The sequence below is a fragment of the Aestuariibius insulae genome, assembly GCF_040783535.2.
Lineage (GTDB): Bacteria > Pseudomonadota > Alphaproteobacteria > Rhodobacterales > Rhodobacteraceae > Aestuariibius > Aestuariibius insulae.
Genome location: NZ_JBFONW020000004.1, coordinates 308,547 through 334,356, shown reverse-complemented (window position 1 = coordinate 334,356; position 25,810 = coordinate 308,547). Strand labels below are relative to the sequence as shown.

Genomic DNA, 25,810 nt, shown 5'->3' with positions numbered 1-25,810 from the left:
ATCGCTCCTGTCGCGCCACCGCAAAAAACAGCTAAGACGACATTAAGGTTAACGCTGCCCTTAACAAAAATCGTCCTCATCTTGCCAAAAATACCTCCGCCGGAGGCACCTGCCCGCGCAACCGGCGCATTTGTCAAGCTGCCGGGAGCCGCATCTCCACCAGCTCCGCCCACCAGGAGCAGCCCGCCGGGATGGCGTCGTCATTGAAGTTGTATTCCGGATGATGAACCGCCGCCGTATCTCCATTGCCGACAAGGATATAAGCCCCCGGACGTTCCTCGAGCATGAAGGCAAAGTCCTCGCCCCCCATCACCAAAGGTGCCGGATCGCATTGCCCCGAAACCCGGCGCGCCGCTTCCGCCGCGAAATCCGTTTCGGTCTCGTGATTGACCATCACCGGATAATTCCGCTGGTAATCGACCCGCGCCACCGCCCCGAAGACCTCGGCCTGACCGGTTGCGATCGCGGTCAGCCGATCCTGCGCTAGGTCGCGCATCTCAGGCGACATCGTCCGAACCGTTCCCTTGATATGAACCGTCTGCGGGATGACGTTGAAGGCGGTGCTCGATGTCTGGAAGGACGTGACCGAAACGACGATCTGCTCGGTCGGATCGGCGTTGCGGCTGGCAATCGTCTGAAGCGCCGTCACGATCGAGGCCGCCGCGACGGTTGTATCGACCACCTCCTGCGGCTTGGCCGCATGGCCGCCCTTTCCTTCCACCTCGATCTCGAACAGATCGGTCGCCGCAAAGAACGCGCCTGGCCGGATCGCGAAAGACCCGACAGGCCTCCCGGGCCAGTTATGCATCCCGTAAACCTCGTCGATGGACCAGCGATCCATCATGCCGTCCTCACACATCTCCCGGCCGCCGCCGCCGCCCTCTTCGGCGGGCTGGAAGATCAGGACGACCGTACCGTCGAAATTCCGCGTCTCCGCGAGATACTGCGCGGCCCCCAGCAGCATTGCCGTATGCCCGTCATGGCCGCAGGCATGCATCGCGCCGGGTGTCTTGGACGCATACTCGACCCCCGTCGCCTCGTGGATCGGAAGCGCATCCATATCCGCCCGCAGCCCGATCGTGCGACCGCCATCGGTCTTGCCCTTGATAACACCGACAACGCCCGTCCGGCCAATCCCCTCGACCACCTCGTCGCATCCGAACTCCCGCAGCTTTTCCGCGACCAGCGCCGATGTCCGCTCCGTCTCGAACAGGATCTCAGGATGCGCGTGGATATCCCGCCGCCATTCGGTGATATCTCCGTGGAGATCGGCAAAGCGGTTCTTGATCGGCATGGGTGTCCTCCGGAAATGTTCGCCCGGATCCTGACCCAGGACCGGTGCGGCAACAAGAGCTAGCCGCAAATTCTCAACCAAAGCCTAAGCTGGAGCGGCCAGATCCTCGATCAAGCGATCCAGCATGGCTTCTCCTGCCTGAAACTGGCTGATCTCGATATATTCGTCGGGCTGATGCGCCTGCGCGATATCGCCCGGCCCGCAGATCGCGACAGAATATCCCGCATCCTGAAAATGCCCGCCATCGGTGCCGTAACTAACCGTATGGACGCCGTTATCTCCCGTCAGCCGCCGCAGCAATGTCTCGGCGGCGCCGTCCGTTTCGGGTTTCAGACCGGGGCCAGGCACCGACAATTCGACATGGATCGCAGCATCCTCAGAGACCTGCCGGATCTCCGCCTCGATCCGGGCGGCTTCCTCGCGCAGCCGCTCCAGCCACTCGGCGGCGGTCTCGGTCGGAACGCAGCGCACATCGACGCCGAACCGGCAATCGCGCGCCGTGATATTCTGCGCCGTACCGCCCGCAATCGTGCCCACATGCAAGGTCGTGAAAGGCGGATCGAACATCGCCTCGATCTCGCTCGGGGCCTTACGCATATTCGCTTCGGTCTGCTGCCTGATCCATTCGACGAGCCGCGCCGCCGTCATAACAGCCGACACGCCGGTATGCATGAGGCTGGAATGCACCTCGTGCCCGCGTACGTGAACCTCGAGGCCGTCACAGCTCTTGTGGCCGGTGACCACCTTCATCCGCGACGGCTCGCCCACGATGACCGCCCGCGCCTGCGGAAGATCCCGGCGCATCGCAGCAGCCAGACCCGGCGCACCCAAAAGCCCGACCTCCTCGTCATAGGAGAACGCGATCTGCAGCGGACGCTGGATCCCCGCCGCCAGCGCCTTGGGCACAGCCGCAAGCGCCAAAGCGTCGAACCCCTTCATATCGCAGGTCCCGCGCCCGTAAAGCCGGCCGTCCCGTTCGGTGACCGCGAAGGGACCGCTCAACCAGTCTTGCCCGTCGATGGGCACCACGTCCGTATGACCCGACAGAACGACGCCGCCCTCCACCTCGGGGCCGATATTGGCGTAGATCGACGCCTTCTTTCCGGTCTCGTCATAAACTCGGTGCGCGGCGACGCCATGCCCGGCCAGATACTCCTCCACGAAATCCACCAGCGGCAGATTCCCGTCGCGACTGACCGAGGGGAACGCGACAAGCGCTTCGAGAAGATCGCGCGCGGTCATGTCAGATGCCATCTTGGTTCCTCCGGATCAGGCCGCTCTCAGGCTGCGCCCGGACAGGGCATAGGTCAAGACCACTGCCCAATTGCCGCGCAGTTAATCCCTCTGATGGCCCTTTGAGACCCGAAAGAGGCTTGCGGCATGCAGAGTAACTGCTAACGTTTTGACCTATTCACACTTCGGTAACGGGACGTGTGCCAACAATAAAAGACAAGAAACCGCACGGGAGGGTTTCGATGGCCGATGGCGCCGCTTCGCGCAGCGATGTCATTCTTGATGTATCCGGCTTGAAAACCGTCTTCCGCACCCGCGGCGGCGAGGTTCATGCCGTCAACGATGTCAGCTTCGATCTCCGGCCCGGAGAACTTTTAGGCGTCGTCGGCGAAAGCGGATCGGGCAAGTCGGTGACGATGATGTCGCTGCTCGGCCTTCTGCCGCAGCCCCCGGCCGAGATCCGGGCGGGCACGGTGATGTTCGGCGGCCAGGACCTGCTCAAGACCCCCGACCGGGACCTGCGGCATATCCGCGGCGCCCGCATCGGCTTCGTCTTTCAGGATCCGATGACCTCGCTCAACCCGGTCTTCACCGTCGGCTACCAGCTGCGAGAGCCGCTTCGCAAACATATGGGCCTGTCCAACAAGGCCGCGCAGGACCGCGCCTTTGAACTGCTCGAACTCGTGGGCATCCCCGATGCCCGCAGGCGGCTTTCGGACTACCCGCACCAGTTCTCCGGCGGCATGCGCCAGCGCGTCATGATCGCCATCGCGCTGGCCTGCGATCCCCAGATCCTGATCGCGGACGAGCCGACGACCGCGCTCGATGTCACGATCCAGGCCCAGATCCTCGATCTGATGGCCGAGCTGCGCGAGCGGCTGAAGATGGCCGTGATCTGGATCACCCACGATCTGGGCGTCATCGCGGGCATCGCCGACCGCGTTCTGGTGATGTATGGCGGGCAGGTTGTCGAACAGGCCCCGGTGCACGAGCTTTTCACCGCACCAAAGCATCCCTACACCCAGGCGCTTCTGACCACGATCCCGCATATCCGCGGTGCCCGTGCCGACAAGCTGACAGTGATCGAAGGTCAGCCGCCGATCCTCTCGGCCGCGCCCGCCGCCTGCTCCTTCGCCGCCCGCTGCCCGGTCGCGTTCGGGCGCTGCAAGCAGGAGAATCCGCCCCGCTTCCCCGTCGCCCCTGACCACGATGCCGCCTGTTTTCTGCTGACCGAGGAGCCTGCCCATGCCTGACGGCTCCCCCCCGCCGCTGGTTTCGGTCCAGAACCTCAAAATGCATTTCCCGATCCATGCGGGCCTCATCCGCCGCCGCGTCGGAGAGGTGAAGGCCGTCGACGGCGTCTCATTCGACATCGCCGAAGGCGAGACGCTCGGCCTTGTCGGCGAGTCCGGTTGCGGCAAATCCACCTGCGGCCGCGCCATCCTGCGCCTTTACGATCCGACCGAAGGCGAGATCCGCATCGACGGCACCGACATCGCCAGCCTGAACCACAAAGACCTGCGCGCAAAGCGCCCCGTGATGCAGATGGTCTTTCAGGACCCGCAAGCCAGCCTCAACCCCCGCATGACGGTCGAGGCGATCATCGCCGAACCCCTTGACGAACACACGAGCATGACCACCGCAGAGAAACGCGAAAAGGTGCGCGAGCTGATGGATGCGGTCGGGCTCAACCGCGCCTTCGCGGGCCGTTATCCGCATGCCTTCTCGGGCGGCCAGCGCCAGCGGATCGGCATCGCCCGGGCCCTCGCGCTTAACCCCAAATTCATCGTCTGCGACGAACCCATCGCGGCCCTCGACGTCTCGATCCAGGCCCAGGTCGTCAACCTGCTCGAGGATCTGCAACGCCAGTTCGGCCTGACCTATCTCTTCATCAGCCACGATCTGTCCATGGTCCGCCATATCGCGACCCGCGTTGCTGTGATGTATCTCGGCAAGATCGTGGAAATCGCTCCGCGAGAGGCGCTCTACGAGGCGCCCAAACACCCCTACACGCAGGCCTTGCTCAGCGCGGTCCCCGAACCCGATCCCGCCTTCCGAACCGCGCGAACGATCCTTCAGGGCGACGTGCCCTCGCCCGCGAACCCGCCGCAAGGCTGCAACTTCTGCACCCGCTGCCCGCAGGTCATTGACATCTGCCACAAGACAGAACCTGCAATGCGCGAGCTTGCCCCCGGCCAGTTCGCCGCCTGCCATCTTTACAACGAGACTTCCGATCACGCGGAAGCACCCGAGGCACAACAAGAGCAACTGGAAGTCCAATAAGGAGAGAGACATGAAACTCAGAACAGCCCTGTTCGGCGCCGCGGCCTCGATCGCCGCCACCGGCGCATGGGCCGAAGCCCATGAAGGCGAGCGAGGACGTGACGGTCAGCTCAACATCATCTACTGGCAAGCGCCCTCGACCCTGAACCCGTTCCTGTCGGGCGGCACCAAGGAGGTCGAAAGCGCCTCGCTCATCATCGAACCGCTCGTGCGCTTCAACCCGCAGGGCGAGATGGTGGCCTGGCTCGCAGAGGATATTCCGACCGTCGAAAATGGCGGCGTGGCCGAGGATCTGACCTCGATCACCTGGACCCTCAAAGAAGGCGTCCAATGGTCCGACGGCACGCCTCTCACCTCCGAAGACGTGATCTTCACCTGGGAATACTGCACCCACCCCGAAGGCGGCTGCGCTCAGTCGAGCTATTTCGACGGCGTCTCCGACGTTGTGGCGGTCGATGACCGCACGATCCGCGTCGAGTTCTCCTCGCCCAAACCGTTCCCCTATACCGCCTTCGTCGGCTCCGAGAGCCCGATCATCCAGAAGGCCCAGTTCCAGGAGTGCCTTGGCGCCCGCGCGCCCGAATGCACCGACGCCAATTTCGGCCCCATCGGCACCGGCCCCTTCATGGTCACCGACTTCCGGCCCAATGACGTCGTCACCTTCGAGGCCAATCCGAACTTCCGCGAAGAGGGCAAGCCCGCCTTCGCCAGCGTGAACTTCAAAGGCGGCGGCGACGCCCTCGCGGCAGCCCGTTCGGTGCTCGAAACCGGCGAATTCGACTACGCCTGGAACCTGCAGCTTGCGCCCGAGGTCCTCGATCAGCTCGCCGCCGCCGGCAATGGTCAGATCGTCACCGCCTTCGCGACTTCAGTCGAGCGTCTGCACCTGAACCAGACCGACCCCGATGCCAGCCTCGGCGAAGGCCGTGCGACGATGGATCACCCCCATCCCTTCCTCACGGATCCGCGCGTCGGACAGGCCCTTTCGATGGCCATCGACCGCCAGCTGATCGTCGATGTCGGCTACGGCGCGGCCGGTCAGGTCACCTGCAACGTCCTGCCCGCGCCGGAGGCCTATGCCTCGACCGCCAATGACGCCTGCAAGACGCAGGACATGGAAGGCGCCAAGGCGCTGCTCGAAGAGGCGGGCTGGGTCGACAGCGATGGCGACGGCGTCCGTGAAAAGGACGGCGAGCGCTTGTCGGTCCTCTACCAGACCTCGACCAACGCGGTTCGTCAGGACACCCAGGCGATCATCAAACAGCTCTGGGAAGAGCTTGGCGTCGAGGTCGAGCTTCGCAATATCGACGCATCGGTCTTCTTCGGCGGCGATCCGGGCAGCCCGGACACGTTCCAGAAGTTCTTCGCAGATATCGAGATGTACACCAATAACTTCGCCGGTGTGGATCCTGAAGCCTACATGGCCAACTGGCGCTGCTCTGAAATCCCCTCGCCCGAAACGCAATGGCAGGGCTCCAACATCCAGCGCTTCTGCTCCGAAGAGTACGACGCCCTGGTCACCCAAATGTCCGAGACCGCCGGTCTGGAAGAGCGGGCAGAGCTGGCCAAGCAGATGAACGACATGCTCATGCAGAGCTATTCGATCGTTCCGCTGGTCCACCGCGGCAATCCCTCGGCCCATGCCAATTCCCTCGGCGGAATTGAGATGAACGACTGGGATGCGGAAATCTGGAACATCAAGGACTGGTACCGCCAGGACGGATGATCAGACGACGGGGCGGCGCCCACCCGGCGCCGCCTTACCCGTTCCGCTCCCGACAGAGGCCCCGCCTCCAACGGCCCACTCCCTTCCCTAACGGATCAGGCCCATGCTGACCTTCACCATCCGCAGGCTCCTGACGGCGGTTCCGACGCTGCTCTTCATCAGCCTCGTGATCTTCCTCCTGCTCGAACTGGCGCCGGGCGATCCGATGGCGCAGGTCCCCCTGACCGTGCCCCCCGAGGTGAAGCAAAGGATGCGCGAGGCCCTCGGCCTTGGTGAGCCCGTCCCCGTCCGTTTTTACAAATGGCTGGTCCAGATGTTCTGGGTCGAACCCAAGGTCTTTATCGACTGGATGACCCGCGACAGCTGGCTTCTCGGTTGGCTTCCCGACACCGCGCTCTACGGCGGGGAGCAGCGCGTGATCTCCTGGCAGACCCGCTCTCCGGTCATGGACATCATCGTACAGCGCCTGCCCCAGACCCTCTGGGTCGTCGGCATGGCCTATGTCATCGGTGTCCTGATCGCGCTGCCCATCGGGATCATCTCGGCCTACCGGCAATATTCCGTCTTCGACCAGGTCGGCACCTTCGTGTCGATGATCGGTTTTTCCATCCCGCCCTTCTTCTCAGGGGTGGTCGTGATCGTCATCTTCTCGGTCCAGCTCGGCTGGTTCCCGTCGATCTACGACACCACCCACCGCGTCGTCGATTGGGAGACGTTCAAAGTCCAGATCAGCCAGATGGTCATGCCGGTCATGGTCCTCGCCTTGCAGACCACCGCCCAGATCAGCCGCTTCATGCGCGCCTCGATGCTCGACAATCTGGGACAGGACTACGTCCGCACCGCCCGGGCCAAGGGCATGCGCGAGCGCACCGTCGTTCTGATCCACGTCCTCAGGAACTCCATGATTCCCGTCGTGACAGTGATTGCGCTGGGCGTGCCCTCGATCTTCGGCGGGGCCATCATCACCGAACAGATCTTCAAGGTGAACGGCATCGGCCAGCTCTTCATCACCGCGCTTCAGGCGAACGATCTGCCGATGGTTCTGACCGTGGCCTTCATCTTCGCCTTCCTCATCGTGCTCTTCAACCTGATCGCCGACGTGCTCTATGGCGTCCTTGACCCCAGGATCCGCTATGACTGATCAAACAGCGACAGCCGACCCCGCGCCCATCAAGGCGGCCAAGGAGCGTGGCCAATGGGCCGATGTCTGGGCGCAGTTCCGCACCCATAAAGGGGCACTCATCGGGTCGGGCGTCTTCCTGACCATCGTCGCGACCGTCCTCTTCGGGCCCTATATCTGGACCGTCGATCCCGGCTATCAGGACTTCCGCTCGCGCAATGTGCGCCATATCCTCGCCTGCTTCTCTCTCCCGTGGGGAGAGATCGCGAGCTGCTTCACCTCCCCCGATACCGCCGCCGTCAATGTCACATGGGTCCACCCGCTCGGCACGGACAATATTGGCCGCGACACGCTCGCCCGGCTCCTGTTCGGAGGCCGCATCTCCATGGCCGTCGGCCTGACCGCCATGGCGATCGCGTTGCTGCTCGGCACACTGATCGGCATCCTCTCGGGCTATTTCCGCCGCATCGACGGCCCGCTCATGCGGCTCACAGATCTCTTCCTCGCCCTGCCGCTCCTGCCGCTTCTGCTGGTCATGGTCCTGCTCTTCCGCGAGCGTCTCTCCAGCGCATTTGGCCCCGAAGGCGGCATCTTCATCCTCATCGTCTGCGGCATCGGCATCACCTCCTGGATGCCCACCGCCCGCATCGTGCGCGGCGACGTCCTCGCCTTGAAAGAGCGTGAATTCGTCCTCGCCGCCCGCTCCATTGGGACCCGACCCGCCCGGATGATCCTGCGGCACGTCCTGCCAAACGTCATGAGCCCGATCATGGTCTCGGCCACCCTCGGCATCGCCACCGCCATCATCACCGAATCCGCGCTCTCGTTCCTCGGCCTCGGCTTTCCGCCGGACTTCCCAACCTGGGGCCGCCTGCTGAACGACGGGGTGCAATACATGCAGCAATACCCCGAACGCGTCGTCTGGCCGGGAGCGCTCATCTCCGTCGTCGTGCTGTCGGTCAACTATATCGGAGACGGCCTGCGGGATGCCCTCGATCCCCGCATCCGCGGCCTCTGACCCAAACGGCTGGTCCTATCCGCTCGTGACGCTACGTCATTTCTAATGCTTGTTGCTATTTTGAACAATGTTCACAAATATCGGGCAAGACGACGGAGGACGACCATGTTTGCACCTTATCTCTTTCCCATCGGGTACTGGATCACGTCGATCCTCTTCACGCTGCTCGCGGCGCCGCTCCTGATCTTGCCAAGCCGCAAACCTCTGATGAAATGGCTGCGCCTTTATGCCCGGACGATGGTCGGGGTGATGCGCCATCTCGGCGGCATCGATCTGACCTTCAAGGGCCACGAGAACCTGCCGGATGGCCCCTTCATCCTGGCCCCGAAGCATCAAAGCTGGGGCGACGGCTTCGCCTCCTTCTCGCAGATCCCGGATCTGGGCTTCGTGACGAACAACCGCATTCTGAACTACCCGCTCGTCGGTCCCATCCTGCGCAAGATCGACGCCATCGTCATCGATTCCTGCGGCGGAGATGCCGCCCGCGACAGCGTCACCGGCAACGGCCTCGACACCGCCCGCACCGAAGGCCGCCATCTTCTGATCTACCCCGAAGGACGTCTCGTCCCCGTCGGCGAGACCGAGCGCTTTCGCAAAGGCGTCTATCACATGTACGAGGCCTATGGCTGCCCCGTCGTGCCCGCCGCGACCGACCTTGGTGTGCGCTGGCCGCAGCACGACACGTTCACCGTCCCGGGCCCCGCCACGCTCGAATTTCTCGAACCGATCCCGCCCGGCCTCGATAAAGAGACGTTCATGACCCGCCTTCAGGACGCCATCGAAGGCCGATCCAGAGCGCTTCTTGAAGAGCAGCGCGCCGCCGGAACCCTGCCGGACGGCGTCGAACTGCCGCCTCTGCCGCAGCCCGCCTAAAGCCCGTTCACCGGAACCTTCAACACCGGGCGGCCCTTCTCGTCGCGCGGCACATGCCCGGCCCGCATGTTCACCTGCAAGGATGGCAGGATCAGCTTGGGCACCGGCAGCGTCGCATCCCGCGCCTCGCGGATCTCGATGAACTCGTCCCGGCTCTGCCCCTTGCCGACATGGATGTTCGACGCCCGCTCCTCGGCGACCGTCGTCTCCCACGCGATCTCGCGCCCGCCGCCCGCACCGTAATCGTGGCACATGAAAAGCCGCATCTCCTCCGGCAGGCTTAGGACGCGCTGGATACTGTCGTAAAGCTGCCCCGCATCCCCGCCCGGAAAATCCGCCCGCGCCGAGCCGCTATCGGGCATGAAAAGCGTATCGCCCACAAAAGCCGCGTTCCCGATCACATGCGTCATGCAAGCAGGCGTATGCCCCGGCGTCGCCATAGCGAAAGCCTCCAGATCACCGATCCGGTAGCTGTCGCCCTCCTCGAACAGGTGGTCGAATTGCGATCCGTCCCGCTGAAATTCGGTTCCCTCGTTGAAGATCTTGCCAAAGACATCCTGCACCTCGAGGATTTGCGCCCCGATCCCGATCTTCCCGCCGATCCGATCCTGCAGATAAGGCGCCGCCGACAGGTGATCGGCATGGACATGCGTTTCGATAATCCAGTCCAGCGTCAGATCCTGCGCCGCGATATGGGCGATGATCCGGTCCGCATGATCGCTGGTGATCCGCCCGGCCGCATAATCGATGTCCATCACGCTATCGATCACCGCGCAGTGCCGCGTTGCGGTATCGACCACGACATAGCTGATCGTGTTGGTCGCCGCATCGAAGAACGGCACCACCTCCGGCACCGCGCTCAGATCGATCCGGGACGCAATCTTGGCCTCAAGGGTCATGGCTGTTCTCCCTTCAATCACGGTCAGGGTGCCGCAAATCCATCAGCCCGCGCAAGAGCGCTCAGATGCGCTTGCGGATCCGCCGCACCATCCACCAGACGCCCAGAATGACAATCGGCGTGACGATGGCGGTCAAAGCAAGCTTGCCCAGACCCACGCCCTGCGCCAGCGGCTCAAGCACATATAGCGCCAGATTGACCGCGTAATAGCTGATCGCCACGACCGACAGCCCCTCGACCGTCTTTTGCAGTCGCAACTGCAGATCCGCCCGCTTGTCCATGCTCTCGAGCAGCGACTGGTTCTGCGCCGACCGCTCCACATCGACCCGCGTTCGCAGCAGCGACGACGCGCGAGAGGCCCGCTCCGACATCGCCGCCAGCCGCCCCTGCGCGGCCTTCACCGTCCGCATCGCCGGATCGTAGCGGCGCATCATGAACTCTGCAAAGGTCTGCCGCCCGCCGAAACGCTCCTCGCGCAACACCTCGATCCGCTGGTTCACGATGGCCTCATAGGCCGCCGTCGCCCCGAACCGGTACGAGCTGCGCGCACCCATCGCCTCAAGCTCGGACGAGACGGCCAGCAGCGATTTCAGCGTCGCATCCGGCTTGGCCACATCGCCGGTCATCTCTCCGACCAGATCGGTCAGCGCCTCGTCCACGCGCGTCAGATCCGAACCCATATCGCGCACCCGCGCAAAGCCGAGCATCGACATCGTCTTGTAGGTCTCGATCTCGCAAAGCCGCTGCACGATCCGCCCGATCCGGCGTGATCCGCATTCGTCCTGCACAAAGACGGCAAAGCGCATATGCCCCTTCTCGTCGATGCGGAAATCGCCCGCAATCGTCGCGCTGTCGTCCAGAACCCGGCTTGCGGCAAGGCTCTCGGGGACGAACCATTCGGCCATCCGCTCCGCGATCGCCTCCTCCCCCGGCCAGGTCTCGACCCGTACCAGGGCCGAGGTCATGCGAACCCCCGGAGAGGCCGCAAGCCAGTCATCGGGAAACGCCGCGAATGTCGTCCCGTCGAAAGGACGCTCCGCCAGACCGTCCCCGAACAGCGTATAGGTCACGAATTCCGTATGCGCTTCCCACTTAAGCTGATGCCGCCCCAACTGCCCGAACCAGTGGGTTGCCCCCGGCGAGGGATGCGGCGCGCCATGCCGGTCCAGCAGCGCGATCAGATGCGCCCGATCCTCGCCCTTGTCCCGCGAGGCCGCATCCTCGGGCCGCTTGATCGCCAGATAGGCCGCATGACAGGGCGCATCCAGCGTCGGAAAGGGGCGGGCATGCAACTCGTTCGCCAACTTGTAGCGAAGATCGTGATCCGCGACCGGACTGGTATGGGCGTCTCTCGGCATGGGCGTTACCTAGTCTGACTGAGGGGCGTGAACAGCCGCTTTACTTCACCCGCCGTTCTAGCACAGCTTCCCCCATGGCCCGCACGATCCTTTTCAACAAACCGATGAACGTGTTGTCGCAGTTCACCGATGGCGGCAACCGGGCAACGCTCGCTGACTATATCGACGTGCCGGGCGTCTATCCCGCAGGCCGCCTCGACCGCGACAGCGAGGGGCTGCTTGTCCTCACCGATGACGGCCGCCTTCAGGCGCGCATCTCCTCGCCGAAGTTCAAGGCGCCCAAAACCTATCTCGTCCAGGTCGAGGGCCTCCCCTCGGACGACGCGATCACCGCGCTGGCCAAGGGCGTCATGCTCAAAGACGGTCCAACGAGACCGGCTAAAGCCAGCCGGATCGAGCCGCCCGATCTTTGGCCCCGCGATCCGCCGATACGCGTGCGCCAATCCATCCCCGACAGCTGGATCAGGCTCACCCTCACCGAAGGCCGCAACCGACAGGTCCGCCGCATGACCGCCCAAATCGGCCATCCGACGCTGCGGCTGATCCGTTGGAGCATCGGCAACTGGACGCTCGATGGCCTGCCCCCCGGAGAGTTGCGCGACACCTAGTCAATCAGCGGCAGCAGCTTATCGACCGAGGCCTTCGCGTCGCCATAGAACATCCGCGTGTTATCCTTGAAGAAAAGCGGGTTCTCGATCCCCGAATAGCCAGTGCCCTGCCCTCGTTTGGAGACGAAGACCTGCTTGGCCTTCCACACTTCCAGAACCGGCATCCCGGCGATTGGAGAGTTCGGATCGTCCTGCGCCGCCGGGTTCACGATGTCGTTCGAGCCGATGACGATCACCACATCCGTCGACGGGAAGTCGTCGTTGATCTCGTCCATTTCCAGCACGATGTCGTAGGGCACCTTCGCCTCGGCCAGAAGCACGTTCATATGCCCCGGCAAACGCCCGGCGACCGGGTGGATGGCAAACCGCACCTCTTTGCCCGCCGCACGCAGCTTGCGCGTCAGCTCGCTGACCGCCTGCTGCGCCTGTGCCACCGCCATGCCGTAGCCCGGCACGATCACGACGCTGTCCGCCTCGTTCAGAGCCGAGGCCACACCGTCCGCCTCGATGGCGACCTGCTCGCCCTCGACGGCCATCTGCTCCCCAGACGCGCCGCCAAAGCCGCCCAGGATCACCGACACGAAAGAGCGGTTCATCGCCTTGCACATGATGTAGCTCAGGATCGCACCGGACGAGCCCACCAAGGCGCCTACCGTAATCAGAAGATCATTGCCCAGGGAGAACCCGATCGCCGCGGCCGCCCAGCCCGAATAGCTGTTCAGCATCGAAACGACGACCGGCATATCCGCCCCGCCGATCCCCATGATCAGGTGATACCCGATGAACAGCGCGGCGAGCGTCAGAATGACAAGCGGGAACGTCCCGCCCGAGCCGAGAAACCAGAAGAGGCAAATCAACGACAGCGCAGCCGCCCCCGCATTCAGCGCATGCCCGCCCGGAAGCTGCTTGGCCGAAGTGTCGATCTCGAACGGCAGAAGGCTCGAGCTGCCCGACAGTTTGCCATAGGCCACGATCGACCCGGTAAACGTGATCGCGCCGATCCAGACGCCCAGGGCAAGCTCGATCTGTAGGATCGTGATCTCCACTGGGATCTTCTTGGCGACCACCGCGCCAAATCCGCGGAACTGCTCGGCCACGGCCAGCGCCTCGGGCGTGACGGCGACGTCATAGGGCCGGGGGAAGATCTGCCCGGCCTCTGCAAAGGCTGCCGCGACGCGGCCGATCTCGATATGAGCGTTCAGCCCCACGAAGACAGCCGCCAGACCGACCAGCGAATGCATCGCCGCCACCAACTCCGGCATCTGCGTCATCTGCACGCGCGTCGCCAGCTGATAGCCAATCGCTCCGCCCAGAGCGATCAGCACGAGCGAGGCCACCCACAGCCCCGATCCCGGCCCGATCAGCGTCGCCAGAACGGCGATGGCCATCCCCACGATCCCGTACCAGATCGCGCGCTTGGCGCTTTCCTGGCTGGACAGCCCGCCCAGCGACAGGATGAAGAGAACGCCCGCGACCACATAGGCCGCATTGGTGAATCCAAGTTCCATGATGCGCGTCCCCTTACGATTTCTGGAACATGGCGAGCATGCGCCGTGTCACGAGAAAACCGCCGAATATATTGATCCCGGCCATAAAGACCGCGAGGCCCGCCAGCAGCATCACGAGGACCGACCCCGATCCGATCTGCAAAAGCGCCCCCAGAATGATGATCGACGAGATGGCGTTGGTCACCGCCATCAGCGGCGTGTGCAGGCTGTGCGCCACGCCCCAGATCACCTGAAAGCCGACGAAACAGGCCAGTGTGAAGACGATGAAATGCTGCATAAAGCTCGCCGGCGTATATAGCCCCGCCAGCAAAAGCAGCACACCGCCCACAGCCAGAAGGCCCACCTGAAACTTCGTCTGCTGCTGGAAGGCCAGCGTCTCCTGCGCGCGCTTCTCCTCGGCCGTCAGCTCCTTGGGCTTTTCCTTCTTCGGAGCCGCCGCAATCGCCGCCACCTTCGGCTTCGGCGGGGGATAAGTCACCTCTCCGCCATGGGTCACGGTCGCGCCCCGGATCACGTCGTCTTCCATGTCGTGATCGATGACGCCGTCCTTTTCAGGCGTCAGATCGGTCATCAGATGGCGGATATTCGTGGCATACAGCGTCGAGGATTGCGCGGCCATCCGGCTCGGGAGATCCGTGTAGCCGACGATCGTCACGCCGTTATCCGAGACAATCTTCTCGTCCTTGACCGTCAGCTCGCAATTTCCGCCCCGCTCGGCGGCCAGATCGATGATCACCGATCCCGGCTTCATCGCCTCGACCATGTCCTTGGTCCACAGAACCGGCGCATCCCGGTTCGGGATCAGGGCCGTCGTAATGACGATATCGATATCGGGTGCCATCTCGCGAAACTTGGCAAGCTGCTTTTCCTGAAACTCGGGCGAGGACGGCGCGGCATAGCCGCCCGAGGCGCTTGAATCCTGGCTATCCTCGAAATCGAGGAAGACGAACTCCGCCCCCATCGACTCGATCTGTTCGGACACTTCGGGCCGCACATCGAACGCGTAGACAATCGCCCCCAGCGACGTCGCCGTCCCGATCGCGGCCAATCCTGCCACGCCTGCGCCCACGACCAGCACCTTGGCCGGCGGCACCTTGCCCGCCGCCGTCACCTGCCCGGTGAAGAACCGCCCGAAATTGGTGCCCGCCTCGATCACCGCGCGATAGCCCGCGATATTGGCCATCGAGCTTAGCGCATCCATCTTCTGCGCTCGGCTGATGCGCGGCACCATATCCATCGCCACGACCGTCGCGCCGGTCTTGGAAACGGTCTTCATCTGCGCCTCGTTCGATCCCGGATAAAAGAACGACACCAGCGTCTTGCCCTCTTTCAGCCGCTTGGCCTCGGTCTCGGTCGGCGGGCGGACCTTGGCGATCACATCCGCCTCGCTCCAGACCTTCGCCGCGCTTTTCAGGACCGTCACACCGGCCGCCTCATAGGCCGCATCCTCAAAGCCAGCCGCGCGTCCCGCGCCCGCCTCGATCAGGCAGTCATGCCCCAGCTTCTGCAATTCCGTGGCGCTTGCAGGCGTCATCGCGACCCGCGCTTCACCGTCTGCGATTTCCTTGGGTGTGCCGATCTTCAAAGGGGGGCCTCCTTCCGTCTTGGCGTCCGAACCGGACCTCGCCTTGCTTAGCCAAGGTAATTTTCTTTCACAAGACGGCCACCCCGCTTTGCAAATGGAATACGATTGCATGCCGCGCCGTCACCGACCCGGTCGCCCTTGCCTCCCCGCCGCCGCACCGCCACTCTGGCGTCAGGTCCAAAGGGAGGTTTCATGGAACATCAAGGACGCCACGCCCTCGTCACCGGCGGCGGCAGCGGCATCGGATACGAAATCGCCAAGGACCTCGCGGCGGCAGGCGCCACGGTCACGATCACGGGCCGCCGCACCAGCCTCCTCAAAAAGATCGCAGAGCGGCACGAGCGCATCCATCCCCTCACCATGGACGTCTCCGACGAAGGCAGCGTCCGGGACGGCATCGCGCAGGCCGCCTCCGATCACGGGCCCGTTGCGATCTGCATCGCCAATGCGGGCATCGCAGAAGGCGGCCCTTTCGCGGGCGTTGCGCTCGAGGATTGGCGCCGCGTTCTGACCACGAACCTCGACGGCGCCTTCCTCACCCTGCAGGCCGCCATGGCCACGCTCGACCGGGACAGCTGGGGCCGGATGATCGCCATCAGCTCGATCGCCGGGGTGCGCGGCCTCAAAGGCGCGATCCCCTACACCGTCTCCAAACACGGCATGATCGGCCTGATCAGGGGCCTCTCCGAAGAATACATGGGCAGCCAGATCACCTTCAACGCCGTCTGCCCGGGCTATGTCGAAACCGATATCGTCACCAGTCAAGCCACGGCCATCGCCAAGCGACAGAACATCTCCGAAGACGAGGCGACGCAGTACATGGCCAAAGGCAACCGCCACCGCGTCCTTCTTCAAGCCGACGAGATCTCGGCGGCAACGCTCTGGCTCTGCTCCGAGGCCGCTCGGTCGGTCAACGGCCAGACCATCCAAATCGCCGGAGGCCAGGTCGCGTGACCGACTTCACTCGAACCAAAACGCTCTTCGACATCCCCGAAGGCATGATCTACCTCGACGGCAACTCTCTCGGCCCCCTGCCCAAAACCGCAGCCGCGCGCGTCGCGCAAACCCTGCAGGACGAATGGGGCGCCCAGCTCATCGGTGGCTGGACCGCCGCCGGATGGATGGAGCAGCCGACCCGCCTCGGTGACCGCATGGGCCGCCTGATCGGAGCCGAGCCCGGCACGACGACCATCGGCGACACGCTCTCGATCAAGGTCTTCCAGGCCCTCTCCGCCGCGCTGCAACTGCGCCCCGACCGGCGCGAGATCCTCAGCTGCACCGGCAATTTCCCGACCGATCTCTACATGGCGCAAAGCCTGATCGACGCGATGGGCAAGGGTCATAGCCTCAAGATCGTCCCGCCCGAGGAGATCGCCGGCCACATCACCGACGCGACCGCCGCGCTTTTGCTGACCGAGGTCGACTACCGCACCAGCCGCCGCCACGACATGGCCGCTCTGACCCGCAAGGCCCACGCCCATGGCGCCCTCGCAATCTGGGATCTGGCCCATTCCGCGGGCGCAATCCCCGTCGACATGACCGGCACCGGCGCCGATATCTGCATCGGCTGCACCTACAAATATCTCAACGCAGGCCCCGGCGCGCCTGCCTTCATCTCGGTCGCGAGGCGGCATCTGGACAAGGTCGAACCGATCCTCGCCGGATGGCTCGGCCACGCCGCCCCATTCGCGTTCGAGCCGGACTACCGCCCCGGCCCCGGTATCGAGCGCTTCCGCGTCGGCACGCCTCCCGTCCTGCAAATGGCCGCCCTCGACGCCGCGCTCGACATTTGGGACGACATCGACCTCGGTGCCCTCCAGACCCGCTCCGCCGCGCTATGCGATCTCTTCATTACCGAAGTCGAAACCCGCTGCCCCGATCTGACCCTCGCCAGCCCCCGCAGCGCGACGGAGCGTGGCAGCCACATCTCCTTCCGGCATCGCGACGGCTACGCCATCATGCAGGCCCTCATCGCAGATAAGGTGATCGGAGACTTCCGCGAACCCGACATCCTGCGCTTTGGCATCACGCCCCTCTTTATCGACGAAGAGGACATCAAGATAGCCGCAGAGCGGCTTGAATCCATTATGAAATCCGGTCTATACCAACAGGACGACTACAAGATCCGCAAGGCCGTCACCTGACATGATCGAGATCCGCCCGTTCCACGTCTCCGAGACGGCATCGGCCCGCCGCCTTCTCCACGATGCCGTCCGCATCGGCGCCGCCGAGTTTTACTCGCAGGAGGAACGCCGCGCCTGGTCCGCCTCCCCCACACCAGAGCCGGAATGGCGCGACCGCGTCGCCGATCACATCACGCTCATGGCCTACGAGGTCCTGCCCGAACTTGACGTGCTCGCGGGCTTCGGCACGATCCGGCGGGACGGCTATATCGACTTCCTCTTCGTGGCCCCCGACAAGCGCCGCACGGGTCTCGCCGGGCAGATCTACGATGGCCTCCTCGATGCCCTCCCTGACCCAAAGCCCGAAACGCTGACCGTCCGCGCCTCGCTTTATGCGCGCCCGTTCCTCGAGCGGCGCGGATGGCAGGTCACAGGCGACGCCAGCGAAGAGCGCAATGGACAGACCCTGCAAACCTTCCACATGGCGCGGCCCTACAGCCGGGACGCGTAATCGCTCACCAGAAGATGCCGCGGCGGCGCGTCTTCCTCGACCTCGGCAAACCGCCCAATGGGCTCGCGAAAGACATTGTCGGTCTCGTCATCATTCACCGTCGACACCTCCCCGATCAGCACATCGCCCCCCTCGCCCCAGAAGGCATGCCAATCCCCCGGCATCAGCGTCACGCTCTCTCCCGGCGCCAGCTTCAGAACCTCGCCGGGCGCAAAATCCCGCGCGATCCCGTCGCAGAAGACCCGCCCGCCCGCGCTCTCGTCAAAAGCTCCTTCGGCGTCCGAGCCATAAAGCTCCACCGCCAAGGTCGCGCCGCCGCGATTGATGATATCCTCGGCCTTGATCACATGCGTATGCATCGGCGACAGCTGATCTTTGCGCGAAATCAGAAGCTTCTCGGCATAGCACATGCCCTGCCCGGCCCTCAGATCCTCCAACCTCCCATTGCGCAGGGTGAAGAGGAACAGCCCCATCTCATCGAACCGGCCCTCCCCGTAATCGGTAATGTCCCAACCGCACCGCCGCTCCACGATCGCCGCCGCCTCGGGCCGCCGGAACTCTGCCTCGGACCAGCGCGCAAAAGGCGGCAGCACAAAGCCGTGCCGCGCAATCATCTCCTCGGCCTCGGCCATGATCTCATTGATCCGGCTACGCTTCATGTCTCAGCTTCCCAAAAATGACAGGTCACGCCGACAGCCGCACCCGTCCGTCTCGCCCGGCCGCCCAGACCCGCGCGGCTTCTCCAAACGCCTCGAACAATGGCCGAGAGACAGGATCGGCCGCCGCGTTCCACTCCGGATGCCACTGCACCGACAGGGTAAAGCCCGTCGCGCCCTCGACATGCAACGCCTCTGCCGTCCCATCGGGCGCCGTTCCATCGATCACGATCCGCTGCCCCGGCGTCTTGATCCCCTGCCCATGCAGCGAATTGGTCATCACCTCCCGCGCGCCAAAGAGCCGATGAAACGCGCTCCCCTCGCAAAGCGTCACCATATGGCGCAGCGCGAACTTCTCCTCCAGCGTCCCATCGGGCGGCATCCGGTGATTGTCCCGCCCCGGCAGATCGCGGATCTCCGGATGCAGCGTGCCGCCCATCGCGACATTCACCTCCTGAAAGCCCCGGCAGATCCCCATGAAAGGCTGCCCCCGCTCGACCAAGGCCCGGATCAGCGGCAGTGTTAGCGCATCGCGGCTCCGATCAAAGGCGCCATGCGCGGGCGTCTCGTCCTCGCCGTATTCCTCGGGATGCACATTCGGACGCCCCCCGGTGAAGAGGAACCCGTCGCAGACCTCCATCAACTCCTCGGCCCGCGCCATCGACGGATCCGACGGCACGATCAGAGGCAGGCAATCGGCAACATTGGCCACCGCACATGTGTTGATCGTCCCGCCCGCATGGGCCGGATACTCGTCATTGACGAGATACGAATTACCGATGATGCCAATGACCGGGCGGGTCATGCCAAACCTCCGTTGCCTCTTCAAAGCTCAACATAAGCACCTTCCGAGCCGCGAAAATCCGTTATTTTCGCACAGTGCCCCTGCAAGTCCGGAATCCCGGACTGCCGGTTCATGACATGAACCGATAGCACAGACATCAGGATCATTTGTTAGATCCTGTTTTCGTTAAAAAGTAGTGGAGTACATCATGATTTTAGAACTCAACGATGAATTCGTCATCAATCCTGGACCGTGGTGGGCCTCGCCGGACGGCATCGATCCAGACGACATCATGCCGGTTCAGCCCCCTCTCGAGGGCCCCGACTACGGCATCGTCTTGCCGAACGGAGAGTTGTCCAGCAACCCCGGCGCCTTTCAGCGGTGGGTCGAACAGGACAGGCTCGAGACCAGCATCGCGGACAGCCTCGAGTTCCTCTAGGCCTGCAAGACGACAGGGAGGGGCGCTACGCCTCTCCCTTAAGCCCTGCCGCCTCAATCCCGGCCAGCGCCGCCTCCGCGTCATTGTCGGATGTATCGCCCGTCACGCCCAGCGCCCCGATCACCACTCCCGCATCGTCGCGGATCAGCACACCGCCCGGAACCGGCACGACCTGCCCGCCAAAGACCCCGTTCGCAGCGGCCATGAAATAGGCCTGCTGTTCGGCCCGCGCCATCTGCGCGCTGCCCGGCATATGCAGCATCACGGCGCCATAGGCCTTGCCTTGCGCAATCCCGAACCGCCCCGGAGACGCCCCGTCCTCGCGCTCGAACGCCTTCACATGCCCGCCCGCATCCAGAACCACGACCGAAAGCGGTTTCAGCCCCATCTGCCGCCCCTTCGCCAGCGTCTCCCGCACCATCACGCGGGCCTGCTCAATCGTAATCTCTGCCATAGGTCTTCTCCTCCTGCGCCGTGACCGGCTTTTCTTCAGCGGTATTCCCGCCGAAGGCCAATCGATTTACCCCGCCGCCTTCAGCTCCAGCCGGCGCTGATGCAACACCGGCTCCGTATAGCCCGAGGGTTGCTCGCGGCCCTTGAAGACCAGATCGCAGGCCGCCTGAAACGCCAGCCCGTCATAGCCCGGCGCCATGGGTCTGTAGGCCGGGTCGCCCTCGTTCTGCCGGTCCACGACCTTCGCCATCTTGCGCATCGCGGCCATCACCTGATCGCCCGAGACCACGCCGTGATGCAGCCAATTCGCCAGCGCCTGCGAGGAGATCCGGCAGGTCGCCCGATCCTCCATCAGGCCCACATCGTGGATATCAGGCACCTTCGAGCAGCCGACCCCCTGATCGATCCAGCGCACGACATAGCCGAGGATCCCCTGCGCGTTGTTCTCGATCTCGCGCGCAATCTCTTCGTCGGACCAGTTCCGCCCTTCGGCGACCGGGATCGTCAGCAGATCCTCCAGCGTTCCGCGCGGCCCGCCCTTGGCCAGCTCGTCCTGCCGCGCCAGCACGTCAAGCGTGTGGTAATGCGTCGCGTGCAGCGTCGCTGCCGTCGGCGACGGCACCCAGGCACAGGTCGCCCCGGCCTCGGGATGCCCGATCTTCGCCTCCAGCATATCGGCCATCCGGTCCGGCATCGCCCACATCCCCTTGCCGATCTGTGCGCGCCCCTTCAGCCCGCAAGCAAGCCCGATATCGACATTGCGATCCTCGTAGGACTTGATCCACGCGGTCTCTTTCATCGCGCCTTTCTCGACCATGGGTCCGGCTTCCATCGAGGTGTGGATCTCGTCTCCGGTCCGGTCGAGGAAGCCGGTATTGATAAACGCCACCCGCGATTTCGCCGCCCGGATGCATTCCTTGAGGTTCGCCGATGTCCGCCGCTCCTCGTCCATGATCCCGATCTTGACCGTGTTGCGCGGCAGCCCCAGCATGTCCTCGACCCGGTCAAAGGTCTCGACGGCAAAAGCGACCTCCTCGGGCCCGTGCATCTTGGGTTTGACGACATAGACGCTGCCCGTTTCGGAATTGCGCGGCCCGTCTGTCTTCTTCAGATCATGCATCGCGATCAGCACCGTGCAGACCGCATCCATCAACCCTTCCGGGACGTCCGAGCCATCCTCCAGCAGGATCGCCGGGTTGGTCATCAGATGCCCGACATTGCGCACCAGCATCAGCGACCGGCACTTCACCGGAACCGCCGAGCCATCCGGCGCCGCATAGCTGACATCCCCGTAAAGCTCCCGGGTGACCGTCTTGCCGCCCTTCTCGAAGGTCTCGCTCAGATCGCCCTTCATCAGGCCCAGCCAGTTGCGATAGGCCTGCGCCTTGTCCTCGCCATCGACACACGCGACGCTGTCCTCGCAATCCATGATGGTCGATACCGCCGCCTCAAGATTGACGGCAGCGATCCCGGCGGGATCATCCTTGCCGATGTGATTGTCGCGATTGACCAGAACTTCGATCCGCAAGCCGTTGTTCTGAAAAAGGAACATCCCGAACCCGCCGGACTCCGTATGCCCGAGGAACTGTCCCGGATCCGACAGTCCCGCCGATCCGCCGCCCTGCTGCAGGGAAAGCGCTCCACCCGAGACACCCAGCTCCGTCACATCGCTCCAGGACCCACTTGCAAGCGGCACGGCCTGATCCAGAAAACCCTTCGCCCAGGCAATCACCCGCGCTCCGCGCTCCGTGTCATAGCCCCCACCCGAAGGCAGATCGCCCAGCGCATCCGTGCCGTAAAGCGCATCGTAAAGGTTGCCCCACCGCGCATTCGCGGCGTTCAGCGCGAACCGCGCATTGGTGATTGGCACGACAAGCTGCGGTCCCGGAAGGTTCGCTATCTCGGGATCGACGCCCTCCGTCTCGATCTGAAAGTCCGGCCCCTCCGGCACAAGATACCCGATCTCCTCGAGGAACGCGCGGTAGCCGACGCCGTCATGAACCGCCCCGCGATGCTCCACATGCCAATCGTCAAGCTTCGACTGAAGCGCCTCGCGGCGGGCCAGCAAATCGCGGTTCCGGGGCGCAAGATCCGACAGCAGCTGCGCGAACCCCTCCCAGAATGCCTCGGCCTCGATGCCGGTCCCCGGAAGAGCCTCTTCATCCACAAACCGCGCCAGAACGGCATCCACACTCAAGCGCCCGCGCGCGACCCGGTCCGTCATCGTCATCCTCCCAGAGATCTGCCGTCCTGCGCCGGACAGTAGCGGCAACCTCTCCGGAGGCAACCGCTAGCGCGCCTTCCGGCACCGGTCAGAGCAATAGCGGACCTCGTCCCAGACATCGGCCCATTTCTTGCGCCAGGTGAAAGGGCGCTCGCAAACGGCGCAGATCTTGCTCGGAAGATCGCCTTTCCGAACGGCCTTTCCCGCCTTGCGCGGCATCCCTACTGGGACACCACCGCGCCGGTGCGGCCATCGACCTGATCCTCGGACCCGCTCGGCGCGCCGCCCGAGATCACCAGATATCCCACGAAGACGATCAGCAGAACGACGCCGAACCCGGCGGCGGCCCCCATCCCGATCAACGGGCCCTTGTGCTTCTTTTCCTGCTTCTCGAGGTCGGTATCGGGTGCGGACATGGGGCTACTCCTGTAAAGGCGGGCAAGGCCGGGTTGTCGCCCGGCAGTCACAGACCTAACGTGCACCGGTAGCCCCGGTTCCCCCAAGGAGAGCAAGCCCGATGAAGGACAGCACGCCCCAGCGCATTCACCTCTCGGACTACACGCCGCCGGCCTATCTGGTGGACGAGGTCCATCTGACCTTCGTACTCGATCCCACCTCCACCCGCGTCAAAAGCCGCATCGCCTTCCGCCCCAATCCGGACGCGCCCGGCACCTTCGCGCTGCACGGCGAGCATCTTGATCTGATCTCCGCCAGCATCGACGGCGAGCCGGTCGATCCGGCCTTCACCGAAGACGGCCTGACGCTCAGCGTGCCCGAGGCGCCCTTCATCTGGGAGGCCGAGGTCGAGATCTCGCCAGAGACCAACAAGGCCCTCGAAGGACTGTACCTGTCGAACGGCATGTACTGCACCCAATGCGAGGCGCAGGGCTTTCGCCGGATCACCTACTATCCCGACCGCCCCGACGTCATGGCGACCTTCACGGTGCGGATCGAAAGCGATCTGCCCGTTCTGCTCTCCAACGGCAATCTGACCGGCCGCGGCGACGGCTGGAGCGAATGGCACGACCCCTGGCCCAAGCCCGCCTATCTCTTCGCCCTCGTCGCAGGCGATCTGCTCGACGTCCACGACACCTTCACCACGGCCTCCGGCCGCGAGGTGCAGCTCGCCGTCTGGGTCCGCAAAGGGGACGAGCATAAATGCGGCTGGGCGCTGAACTCCCTCAAGAAATCCATGGCATGGGACGAAGAGGTCTACGGGCGCGAATACGATCTCGACATCTTCAACATTGTGGCCGTCGACGACTTCAACATGGGCGCGATGGAGAACAAGGGCCTCAATATCTTCAACGCCTCCGCCGTCCTCGCCAGCCCCGACACGTCGACCGACGCCGATTTCGAGCGGATCGAGGCTATCGTGGCGCATGAATACTTCCACAACTGGACCGGCAATCGCATCACCTGCCGCGACTGGTTCCAGCTGTGCCTCAAGGAAGGGCTGACCGTCTTCCGCGACCAGCAATTCACCTCCGACATGCGCTCCGCCCCGGTCAAGCGGATCGAAGACGCGATCCTGCTGCGCTCCCGCCAGTTCCGCGAGGATGCAGGCCCCCTCGCCCATCCGGTGCGCCCCGAAAGCTTTGTCGAGATCAACAACTTCTACACCGTCACCGTCTACGAAAAGGGCGCCGAGCTGATTGGCATGCTCAAGCGGCTCGTCGGCGACGACGCCTATTACCGCGCGCTCGATCTCTATTTCGACCGCCACGACGGCGACGCGGCCACGATCGAGGATTGGATAAAGGTCTTCGAGGACACGATCGACGGCGACCTCTCGCAATTCATGCTCTGGTATTCCCAGGCGGGCACCCCGCGCCTGACCGTCACCGAAACCTTCGAGGACGGCACCCACGAGATCATCCTCGAACAGACCATCCCCAACACACCGGGCCAGACGAACAAGCATCCCCACCATATCCCGCTGGCCTTCGCCCTCTTTGATCCGACAACCGGCGCGCAGCTGGGCGAGGAAGTTCTCGCCGACCTCACCGAAGCGCGCACCGTCCTGCGCCACGAGGGGCTCGAGCGTAAACCGGTCCTGTCGCTCAATCGCGGTTTCGCCGCGCCGATCATCCTCGACACGACATCGCTTGCCGATAATCGCCTCTTCGCGTTGGCCAACGAAACCGACAGCTTCAACCGCTGGGAAGCCGCGCGATCGCTCACCCGTGACGGTCTGATCTCTCTGGCCACCGGCGAGGGCGGCCCGGACGACCCCTATTTCGACGCGCTCGCAGGGCTCGTTCAGGACGACACGCTCGATCCCGCCTACCGCGCCCTCATCCTCGGCCAGCCGTCGCAGGACGACATCGCCCAGGCCATCTTCGAGGCGGGCGGCACCCCCGATCCGCTCCTGATCTACCGCGCCACCGAAGCGCTCCGCCTGCGCGTCGCCCAGCGCCTTCAGGACATCCTCCCGGCGCTTTATGCCAAGATGCAGGTCCACGGTGTCTACAGCCCCGAGGCAAGCGATACCGGCAAGCGCGCTCTGGCCAACCGCCTGCTCGGCCTGCTCTCCCGGCTCGATGGCGGCACCGCCGCCCAGATCCAGTTCGACCGCGCCGATAACATGACGAACCAGATCGCCGCGCTCCACGCCCTTCTCAGCATCGACCGGGGCCAGACCGCCCTTGCCGCCTTCGAAGCGCAATGGCGCGACGACCGCCTTGTGATGAACAAATGGTTCTCCGCCCAGACCGGCACCGCCGCGCCCGAGGCTGCCGTCGCCACCGCGCGCACCCTGACCGAGCGCGAGGATTTCGACTGGACCAACCCCAACCGCTTCCGCGCAGTGATGGGTGGCCTGATCGCCAATTCGGCGGGCTTTCACGCCGAGGATGGCGCAGGCTACACCTTCCTCGCGGACTGGCTGCTCAAGGTCGACGCCAAGAACCCGCAACTCGCCGCCCGCATGTCCGCCGCCTTTGAGACCTGGAAGCGCTATGACGCGGACCGACAGGATCTTATCAAGACGCAACTCGACCGGATCCTGGCCAAGGACAGCCTCTCCCGCGACCTGACCGAGATGATCTCCCGCATCCGAAACGCCTAAAAGTTCGCCCATACGCCAAGAAAACAGGCACGAACCCCTTTTTTGG

The 25,810-nt window shown here is 64.1% G+C and carries 24 protein-coding genes; 12 read left to right on the top strand and 12 right to left on the bottom strand.

What is annotated here, in order from left to right; all coding sequences use genetic code 11:
* Positions 1 to 133: 133 nt before the first annotated feature.
* Together AAD018_RS13155 and argE are read right to left on the bottom strand one after the other, a co-directional pair.
* A complete protein-coding gene (locus tag AAD018_RS13155; protein ID WP_367314547.1) occupies positions 134 to 1,294 on the bottom strand; it encodes a M20 aminoacylase family protein in 1,161 nt (386 codons plus the stop codon).
* A gap of 84 nt (positions 1,295 to 1,378) precedes the next feature.
* Positions 1,379 to 2,548: an acetylornithine deacetylase gene (argE, locus tag AAD018_RS13150; protein ID WP_367314546.1), complete on the bottom strand. Its 1,170-nt coding sequence runs from the start codon at positions 2,546 to 2,548 to the stop codon at positions 1,379 to 1,381.
* Between the two features lie 221 nt (positions 2,549 to 2,769).
* On the opposite strand from argE, the gene AAD018_RS13145 reads away from it, so the two are divergent.
* The 6 genes from AAD018_RS13145 to AAD018_RS13120 all read left to right on the top strand — a co-directional run bounded on the left by AAD018_RS13145 (position 2,770) and on the right by AAD018_RS13120 (position 9,547).
* Positions 2,770 to 3,780, top strand: a complete 1,011-nt coding sequence (locus tag AAD018_RS13145) for an ABC transporter ATP-binding protein (RefSeq protein WP_367314545.1) — start codon at positions 2,770 to 2,772, stop codon at positions 3,778 to 3,780.
* Positions 3,773 to 4,810: an ABC transporter ATP-binding protein gene (locus AAD018_RS13140; RefSeq protein WP_367314544.1), complete on the top strand. Its 1,038-nt coding sequence runs from the start codon at positions 3,773 to 3,775 to the stop codon at positions 4,808 to 4,810. The genes AAD018_RS13145 and AAD018_RS13140 overlap by 8 nt, the downstream gene beginning before the upstream one ends.
* Before the next feature lie 10 nt (positions 4,811 to 4,820).
* On the top strand, positions 4,821 to 6,536 hold the full coding sequence (locus AAD018_RS13135) for a peptide ABC transporter substrate-binding protein (RefSeq protein WP_367314543.1): 1,716 nt from the start codon (positions 4,821 to 4,823) through the stop codon (positions 6,534 to 6,536).
* Between the two features lie 103 nt (positions 6,537 to 6,639).
* Complete coding sequence (locus AAD018_RS13130) at positions 6,640 to 7,677, top strand: ABC transporter permease (RefSeq protein ID WP_367314542.1); 1,038 nt, start codon at positions 6,640 to 6,642, stop codon at positions 7,675 to 7,677.
* Entirely contained in the window at positions 7,670 to 8,674 is a 1,005-nt protein-coding gene (locus tag AAD018_RS13125; protein ID WP_367314541.1) for an ABC transporter permease, read from the top strand. The genes AAD018_RS13130 and AAD018_RS13125 overlap by 8 nt, the downstream gene beginning before the upstream one ends.
* A 105-nt stretch (positions 8,675 to 8,779) precedes the next feature.
* Positions 8,780 to 9,547, top strand: a complete 768-nt coding sequence (locus AAD018_RS13120; protein ID WP_367314540.1) for a lysophospholipid acyltransferase family protein — start codon at positions 8,780 to 8,782, stop codon at positions 9,545 to 9,547.
* Here the strand turns inward: AAD018_RS13120 and AAD018_RS13115 are convergent.
* Both AAD018_RS13115 and AAD018_RS13110 read right to left on the bottom strand, forming a co-directional pair.
* Positions 9,544 to 10,446, bottom strand: coding sequence for an MBL fold metallo-hydrolase (locus AAD018_RS13115; protein ID WP_367314539.1), 903 nt, complete (start codon positions 10,444 to 10,446; stop codon positions 9,544 to 9,546). The genes AAD018_RS13120 and AAD018_RS13115 overlap by 4 nt on opposite strands.
* Before the next feature lie 61 nt (positions 10,447 to 10,507).
* Positions 10,508 to 11,803 (bottom strand): DUF3422 family protein, encoded by a 1,296-nt coding sequence (locus AAD018_RS13110; RefSeq protein ID WP_367314537.1) that lies wholly within the window; start codon positions 11,801 to 11,803, stop codon positions 10,508 to 10,510.
* A 74-nt stretch (positions 11,804 to 11,877) separates the two neighbouring features.
* On the opposite strand from AAD018_RS13110, the gene AAD018_RS13105 reads away from it, so the two are divergent.
* Entirely contained in the window at positions 11,878 to 12,411 is a 534-nt protein-coding gene (locus tag AAD018_RS13105; RefSeq protein WP_367314536.1) for a pseudouridine synthase, read from the top strand.
* Here the strand turns inward: AAD018_RS13105 and AAD018_RS13100 are convergent.
* Together AAD018_RS13100 and AAD018_RS13095 are read right to left on the bottom strand one after the other, a co-directional pair.
* Positions 12,408 to 13,919, bottom strand: a complete 1,512-nt coding sequence (locus AAD018_RS13100) for an NAD(P)(+) transhydrogenase (Re/Si-specific) subunit beta (protein WP_367314535.1) — start codon at positions 13,917 to 13,919, stop codon at positions 12,408 to 12,410. The genes AAD018_RS13105 and AAD018_RS13100 overlap by 4 nt on opposite strands.
* Before the next feature lie 13 nt (positions 13,920 to 13,932).
* Positions 13,933 to 15,504, bottom strand: a complete 1,572-nt coding sequence (locus tag AAD018_RS13095) for a Re/Si-specific NAD(P)(+) transhydrogenase subunit alpha (protein ID WP_367314534.1) — start codon at positions 15,502 to 15,504, stop codon at positions 13,933 to 13,935.
* 192 nt (positions 15,505 to 15,696) lie between these two features.
* Between AAD018_RS13095 and AAD018_RS13090 the strand changes: the two genes are divergently transcribed.
* The 3 genes from AAD018_RS13090 to AAD018_RS13080 are packed head-to-tail and all read left to right on the top strand — an operon-like array spanning position 15,697 to position 18,138.
* Positions 15,697 to 16,458: an SDR family NAD(P)-dependent oxidoreductase gene (locus tag AAD018_RS13090; protein WP_367314533.1), complete on the top strand. Its 762-nt coding sequence runs from the start codon at positions 15,697 to 15,699 to the stop codon at positions 16,456 to 16,458.
* A complete protein-coding gene (kynU, locus tag AAD018_RS13085; RefSeq protein WP_367314532.1) occupies positions 16,455 to 17,648 on the top strand; it encodes a kynureninase in 1,194 nt (397 codons plus the stop codon). The genes AAD018_RS13090 and kynU overlap by 4 nt, the downstream gene beginning before the upstream one ends.
* Position 17,649: 1 nt before the next feature.
* A complete protein-coding gene (locus tag AAD018_RS13080; RefSeq protein ID WP_367314531.1) occupies positions 17,650 to 18,138 on the top strand; it encodes a GNAT family N-acetyltransferase in 489 nt (162 codons plus the stop codon).
* Here AAD018_RS13080 and AAD018_RS13075 read toward each other — a convergent pair.
* Together AAD018_RS13075 and AAD018_RS13070 are read right to left on the bottom strand one after the other, a co-directional pair.
* Positions 18,120 to 18,797 (bottom strand): D-lyxose/D-mannose family sugar isomerase, encoded by a 678-nt coding sequence (locus tag AAD018_RS13075; protein ID WP_367314530.1) that lies wholly within the window; start codon positions 18,795 to 18,797, stop codon positions 18,120 to 18,122. The two genes, AAD018_RS13080 and AAD018_RS13075, sit on opposite strands and share 19 nt — an antisense overlap.
* Positions 18,798 to 18,822: 25 nt before the next feature.
* On the bottom strand, positions 18,823 to 19,599 hold the full coding sequence (locus tag AAD018_RS13070) for a gamma-glutamyl-gamma-aminobutyrate hydrolase family protein (protein ID WP_367314529.1): 777 nt from the start codon (positions 19,597 to 19,599) through the stop codon (positions 18,823 to 18,825).
* 187 nt (positions 19,600 to 19,786) lie between these two features.
* Between AAD018_RS13070 and AAD018_RS13065 the strand changes: the two genes are divergently transcribed.
* Positions 19,787 to 20,017 (top strand): hypothetical protein, encoded by a 231-nt coding sequence (locus AAD018_RS13065; RefSeq protein ID WP_367314528.1) that lies wholly within the window; start codon positions 19,787 to 19,789, stop codon positions 20,015 to 20,017.
* A 25-nt stretch (positions 20,018 to 20,042) separates the two neighbouring features.
* Here AAD018_RS13065 and AAD018_RS13060 read toward each other — a convergent pair whose 3' ends face one another.
* The 4 genes from AAD018_RS13060 to AAD018_RS13045 form a co-directional block, all read right to left on the bottom strand.
* On the bottom strand, positions 20,043 to 20,471 hold the full coding sequence (locus AAD018_RS13060) for a GlcG/HbpS family heme-binding protein (RefSeq protein ID WP_367314527.1): 429 nt from the start codon (positions 20,469 to 20,471) through the stop codon (positions 20,043 to 20,045).
* Positions 20,472 to 20,537: 66 nt separating this feature from the next.
* Entirely contained in the window at positions 20,538 to 22,694 is a 2,157-nt protein-coding gene (locus AAD018_RS13055; protein WP_367314526.1) for a malate synthase G, read from the bottom strand.
* 66 nt (positions 22,695 to 22,760) lie between these two features.
* Positions 22,761 to 22,913 (bottom strand): DUF2256 domain-containing protein, encoded by a 153-nt coding sequence (locus AAD018_RS13050; protein WP_367314525.1) that lies wholly within the window; start codon positions 22,911 to 22,913, stop codon positions 22,761 to 22,763.
* A gap of 2 nt (positions 22,914 to 22,915) precedes the next feature.
* The gene (locus AAD018_RS13045; RefSeq protein WP_367314524.1) at positions 22,916 to 23,110 is read right to left on the bottom strand and encodes a hypothetical protein; all 195 of its coding nucleotides are present in this window, start codon (positions 23,108 to 23,110) and stop codon (positions 22,916 to 22,918) included.
* Positions 23,111 to 23,211: 101 nt separating this feature from the next.
* Between AAD018_RS13045 and pepN the strand changes: the two genes are divergently transcribed.
* The gene (gene pepN, locus AAD018_RS13040) at positions 23,212 to 25,764 is read left to right on the top strand and encodes an aminopeptidase N (RefSeq protein WP_367314523.1); all 2,553 of its coding nucleotides are present in this window, start codon (positions 23,212 to 23,214) and stop codon (positions 25,762 to 25,764) included.
* Positions 25,765 to 25,810: the final 46 nt, after the last annotated feature.

Excerpts from the sequence above, each read along its gene's own strand:
- AAD018_RS13080 (WP_367314531.1), top strand. The coding sequence starts at position 17,650 with ATGATCGAGATCCGCCCGTTCCACGTCTCCGAGACGGCATCGGCCCGC.
- AAD018_RS13100 (WP_367314535.1), bottom strand. The coding sequence starts at position 13,919 with ATGGAACTTGGATTCACCAATGCGGCCTATGTGGTCGCGGGCGTTCTC.
- AAD018_RS13120 (WP_367314540.1), top strand. The coding sequence starts at position 8,780 with ATGTTTGCACCTTATCTCTTTCCCATCGGGTACTGGATCACGTCGATC.
- AAD018_RS13075 (WP_367314530.1), bottom strand. The coding sequence starts at position 18,797 with ATGAAGCGTAGCCGGATCAATGAGATCATGGCCGAGGCCGAGGAGATG.
- pepN (WP_367314523.1), top strand. The coding sequence starts at position 23,212 with ATGAAGGACAGCACGCCCCAGCGCATTCACCTCTCGGACTACACGCCG.
- AAD018_RS13060 (WP_367314527.1), bottom strand. The coding sequence starts at position 20,471 with ATGGCAGAGATTACGATTGAGCAGGCCCGCGTGATGGTGCGGGAGACG.
- AAD018_RS13050 (WP_367314525.1), bottom strand. The coding sequence starts at position 22,913 with ATGCCGCGCAAGGCGGGAAAGGCCGTTCGGAAAGGCGATCTTCCGAGC.
- AAD018_RS13135 (WP_367314543.1), top strand. The coding sequence starts at position 4,821 with ATGAAACTCAGAACAGCCCTGTTCGGCGCCGCGGCCTCGATCGCCGCC.
- AAD018_RS13115 (WP_367314539.1), bottom strand. The coding sequence starts at position 10,446 with ATGACCCTTGAGGCCAAGATTGCGTCCCGGATCGATCTGAGCGCGGTG.
- AAD018_RS13110 (WP_367314537.1), bottom strand. The coding sequence starts at position 11,803 with ATGCCGAGAGACGCCCATACCAGTCCGGTCGCGGATCACGATCTTCGC.
- AAD018_RS13065 (WP_367314528.1), top strand. The coding sequence starts at position 19,787 with ATGATTTTAGAACTCAACGATGAATTCGTCATCAATCCTGGACCGTGG.
- AAD018_RS13105 (WP_367314536.1), top strand. The coding sequence starts at position 11,878 with ATGGCCCGCACGATCCTTTTCAACAAACCGATGAACGTGTTGTCGCAG.
- AAD018_RS13130 (WP_367314542.1), top strand. The coding sequence starts at position 6,640 with ATGCTGACCTTCACCATCCGCAGGCTCCTGACGGCGGTTCCGACGCTG.
- AAD018_RS13155 (WP_367314547.1), bottom strand. The coding sequence starts at position 1,294 with ATGCCGATCAAGAACCGCTTTGCCGATCTCCACGGAGATATCACCGAA.
- AAD018_RS13140 (WP_367314544.1), top strand. The coding sequence starts at position 3,773 with ATGCCTGACGGCTCCCCCCCGCCGCTGGTTTCGGTCCAGAACCTCAAA.
- AAD018_RS13125 (WP_367314541.1), top strand. The coding sequence starts at position 7,670 with ATGACTGATCAAACAGCGACAGCCGACCCCGCGCCCATCAAGGCGGCC.
- AAD018_RS13145 (WP_367314545.1), top strand. The coding sequence starts at position 2,770 with ATGGCCGATGGCGCCGCTTCGCGCAGCGATGTCATTCTTGATGTATCC.
- AAD018_RS13045 (WP_367314524.1), bottom strand. The coding sequence starts at position 23,110 with ATGTCCGCACCCGATACCGACCTCGAGAAGCAGGAAAAGAAGCACAAG.
- argE (WP_367314546.1), bottom strand. The coding sequence starts at position 2,548 with ATGGCATCTGACATGACCGCGCGCGATCTTCTCGAAGCGCTTGTCGCG.
- AAD018_RS13070 (WP_367314529.1), bottom strand. The coding sequence starts at position 19,599 with ATGACCCGCCCGGTCATTGGCATCATCGGTAATTCGTATCTCGTCAAT.
- AAD018_RS13090 (WP_367314533.1), top strand. The coding sequence starts at position 15,697 with ATGGAACATCAAGGACGCCACGCCCTCGTCACCGGCGGCGGCAGCGGC.
- AAD018_RS13055 (WP_367314526.1), bottom strand. The coding sequence starts at position 22,694 with ATGACGGACCGGGTCGCGCGCGGGCGCTTGAGTGTGGATGCCGTTCTG.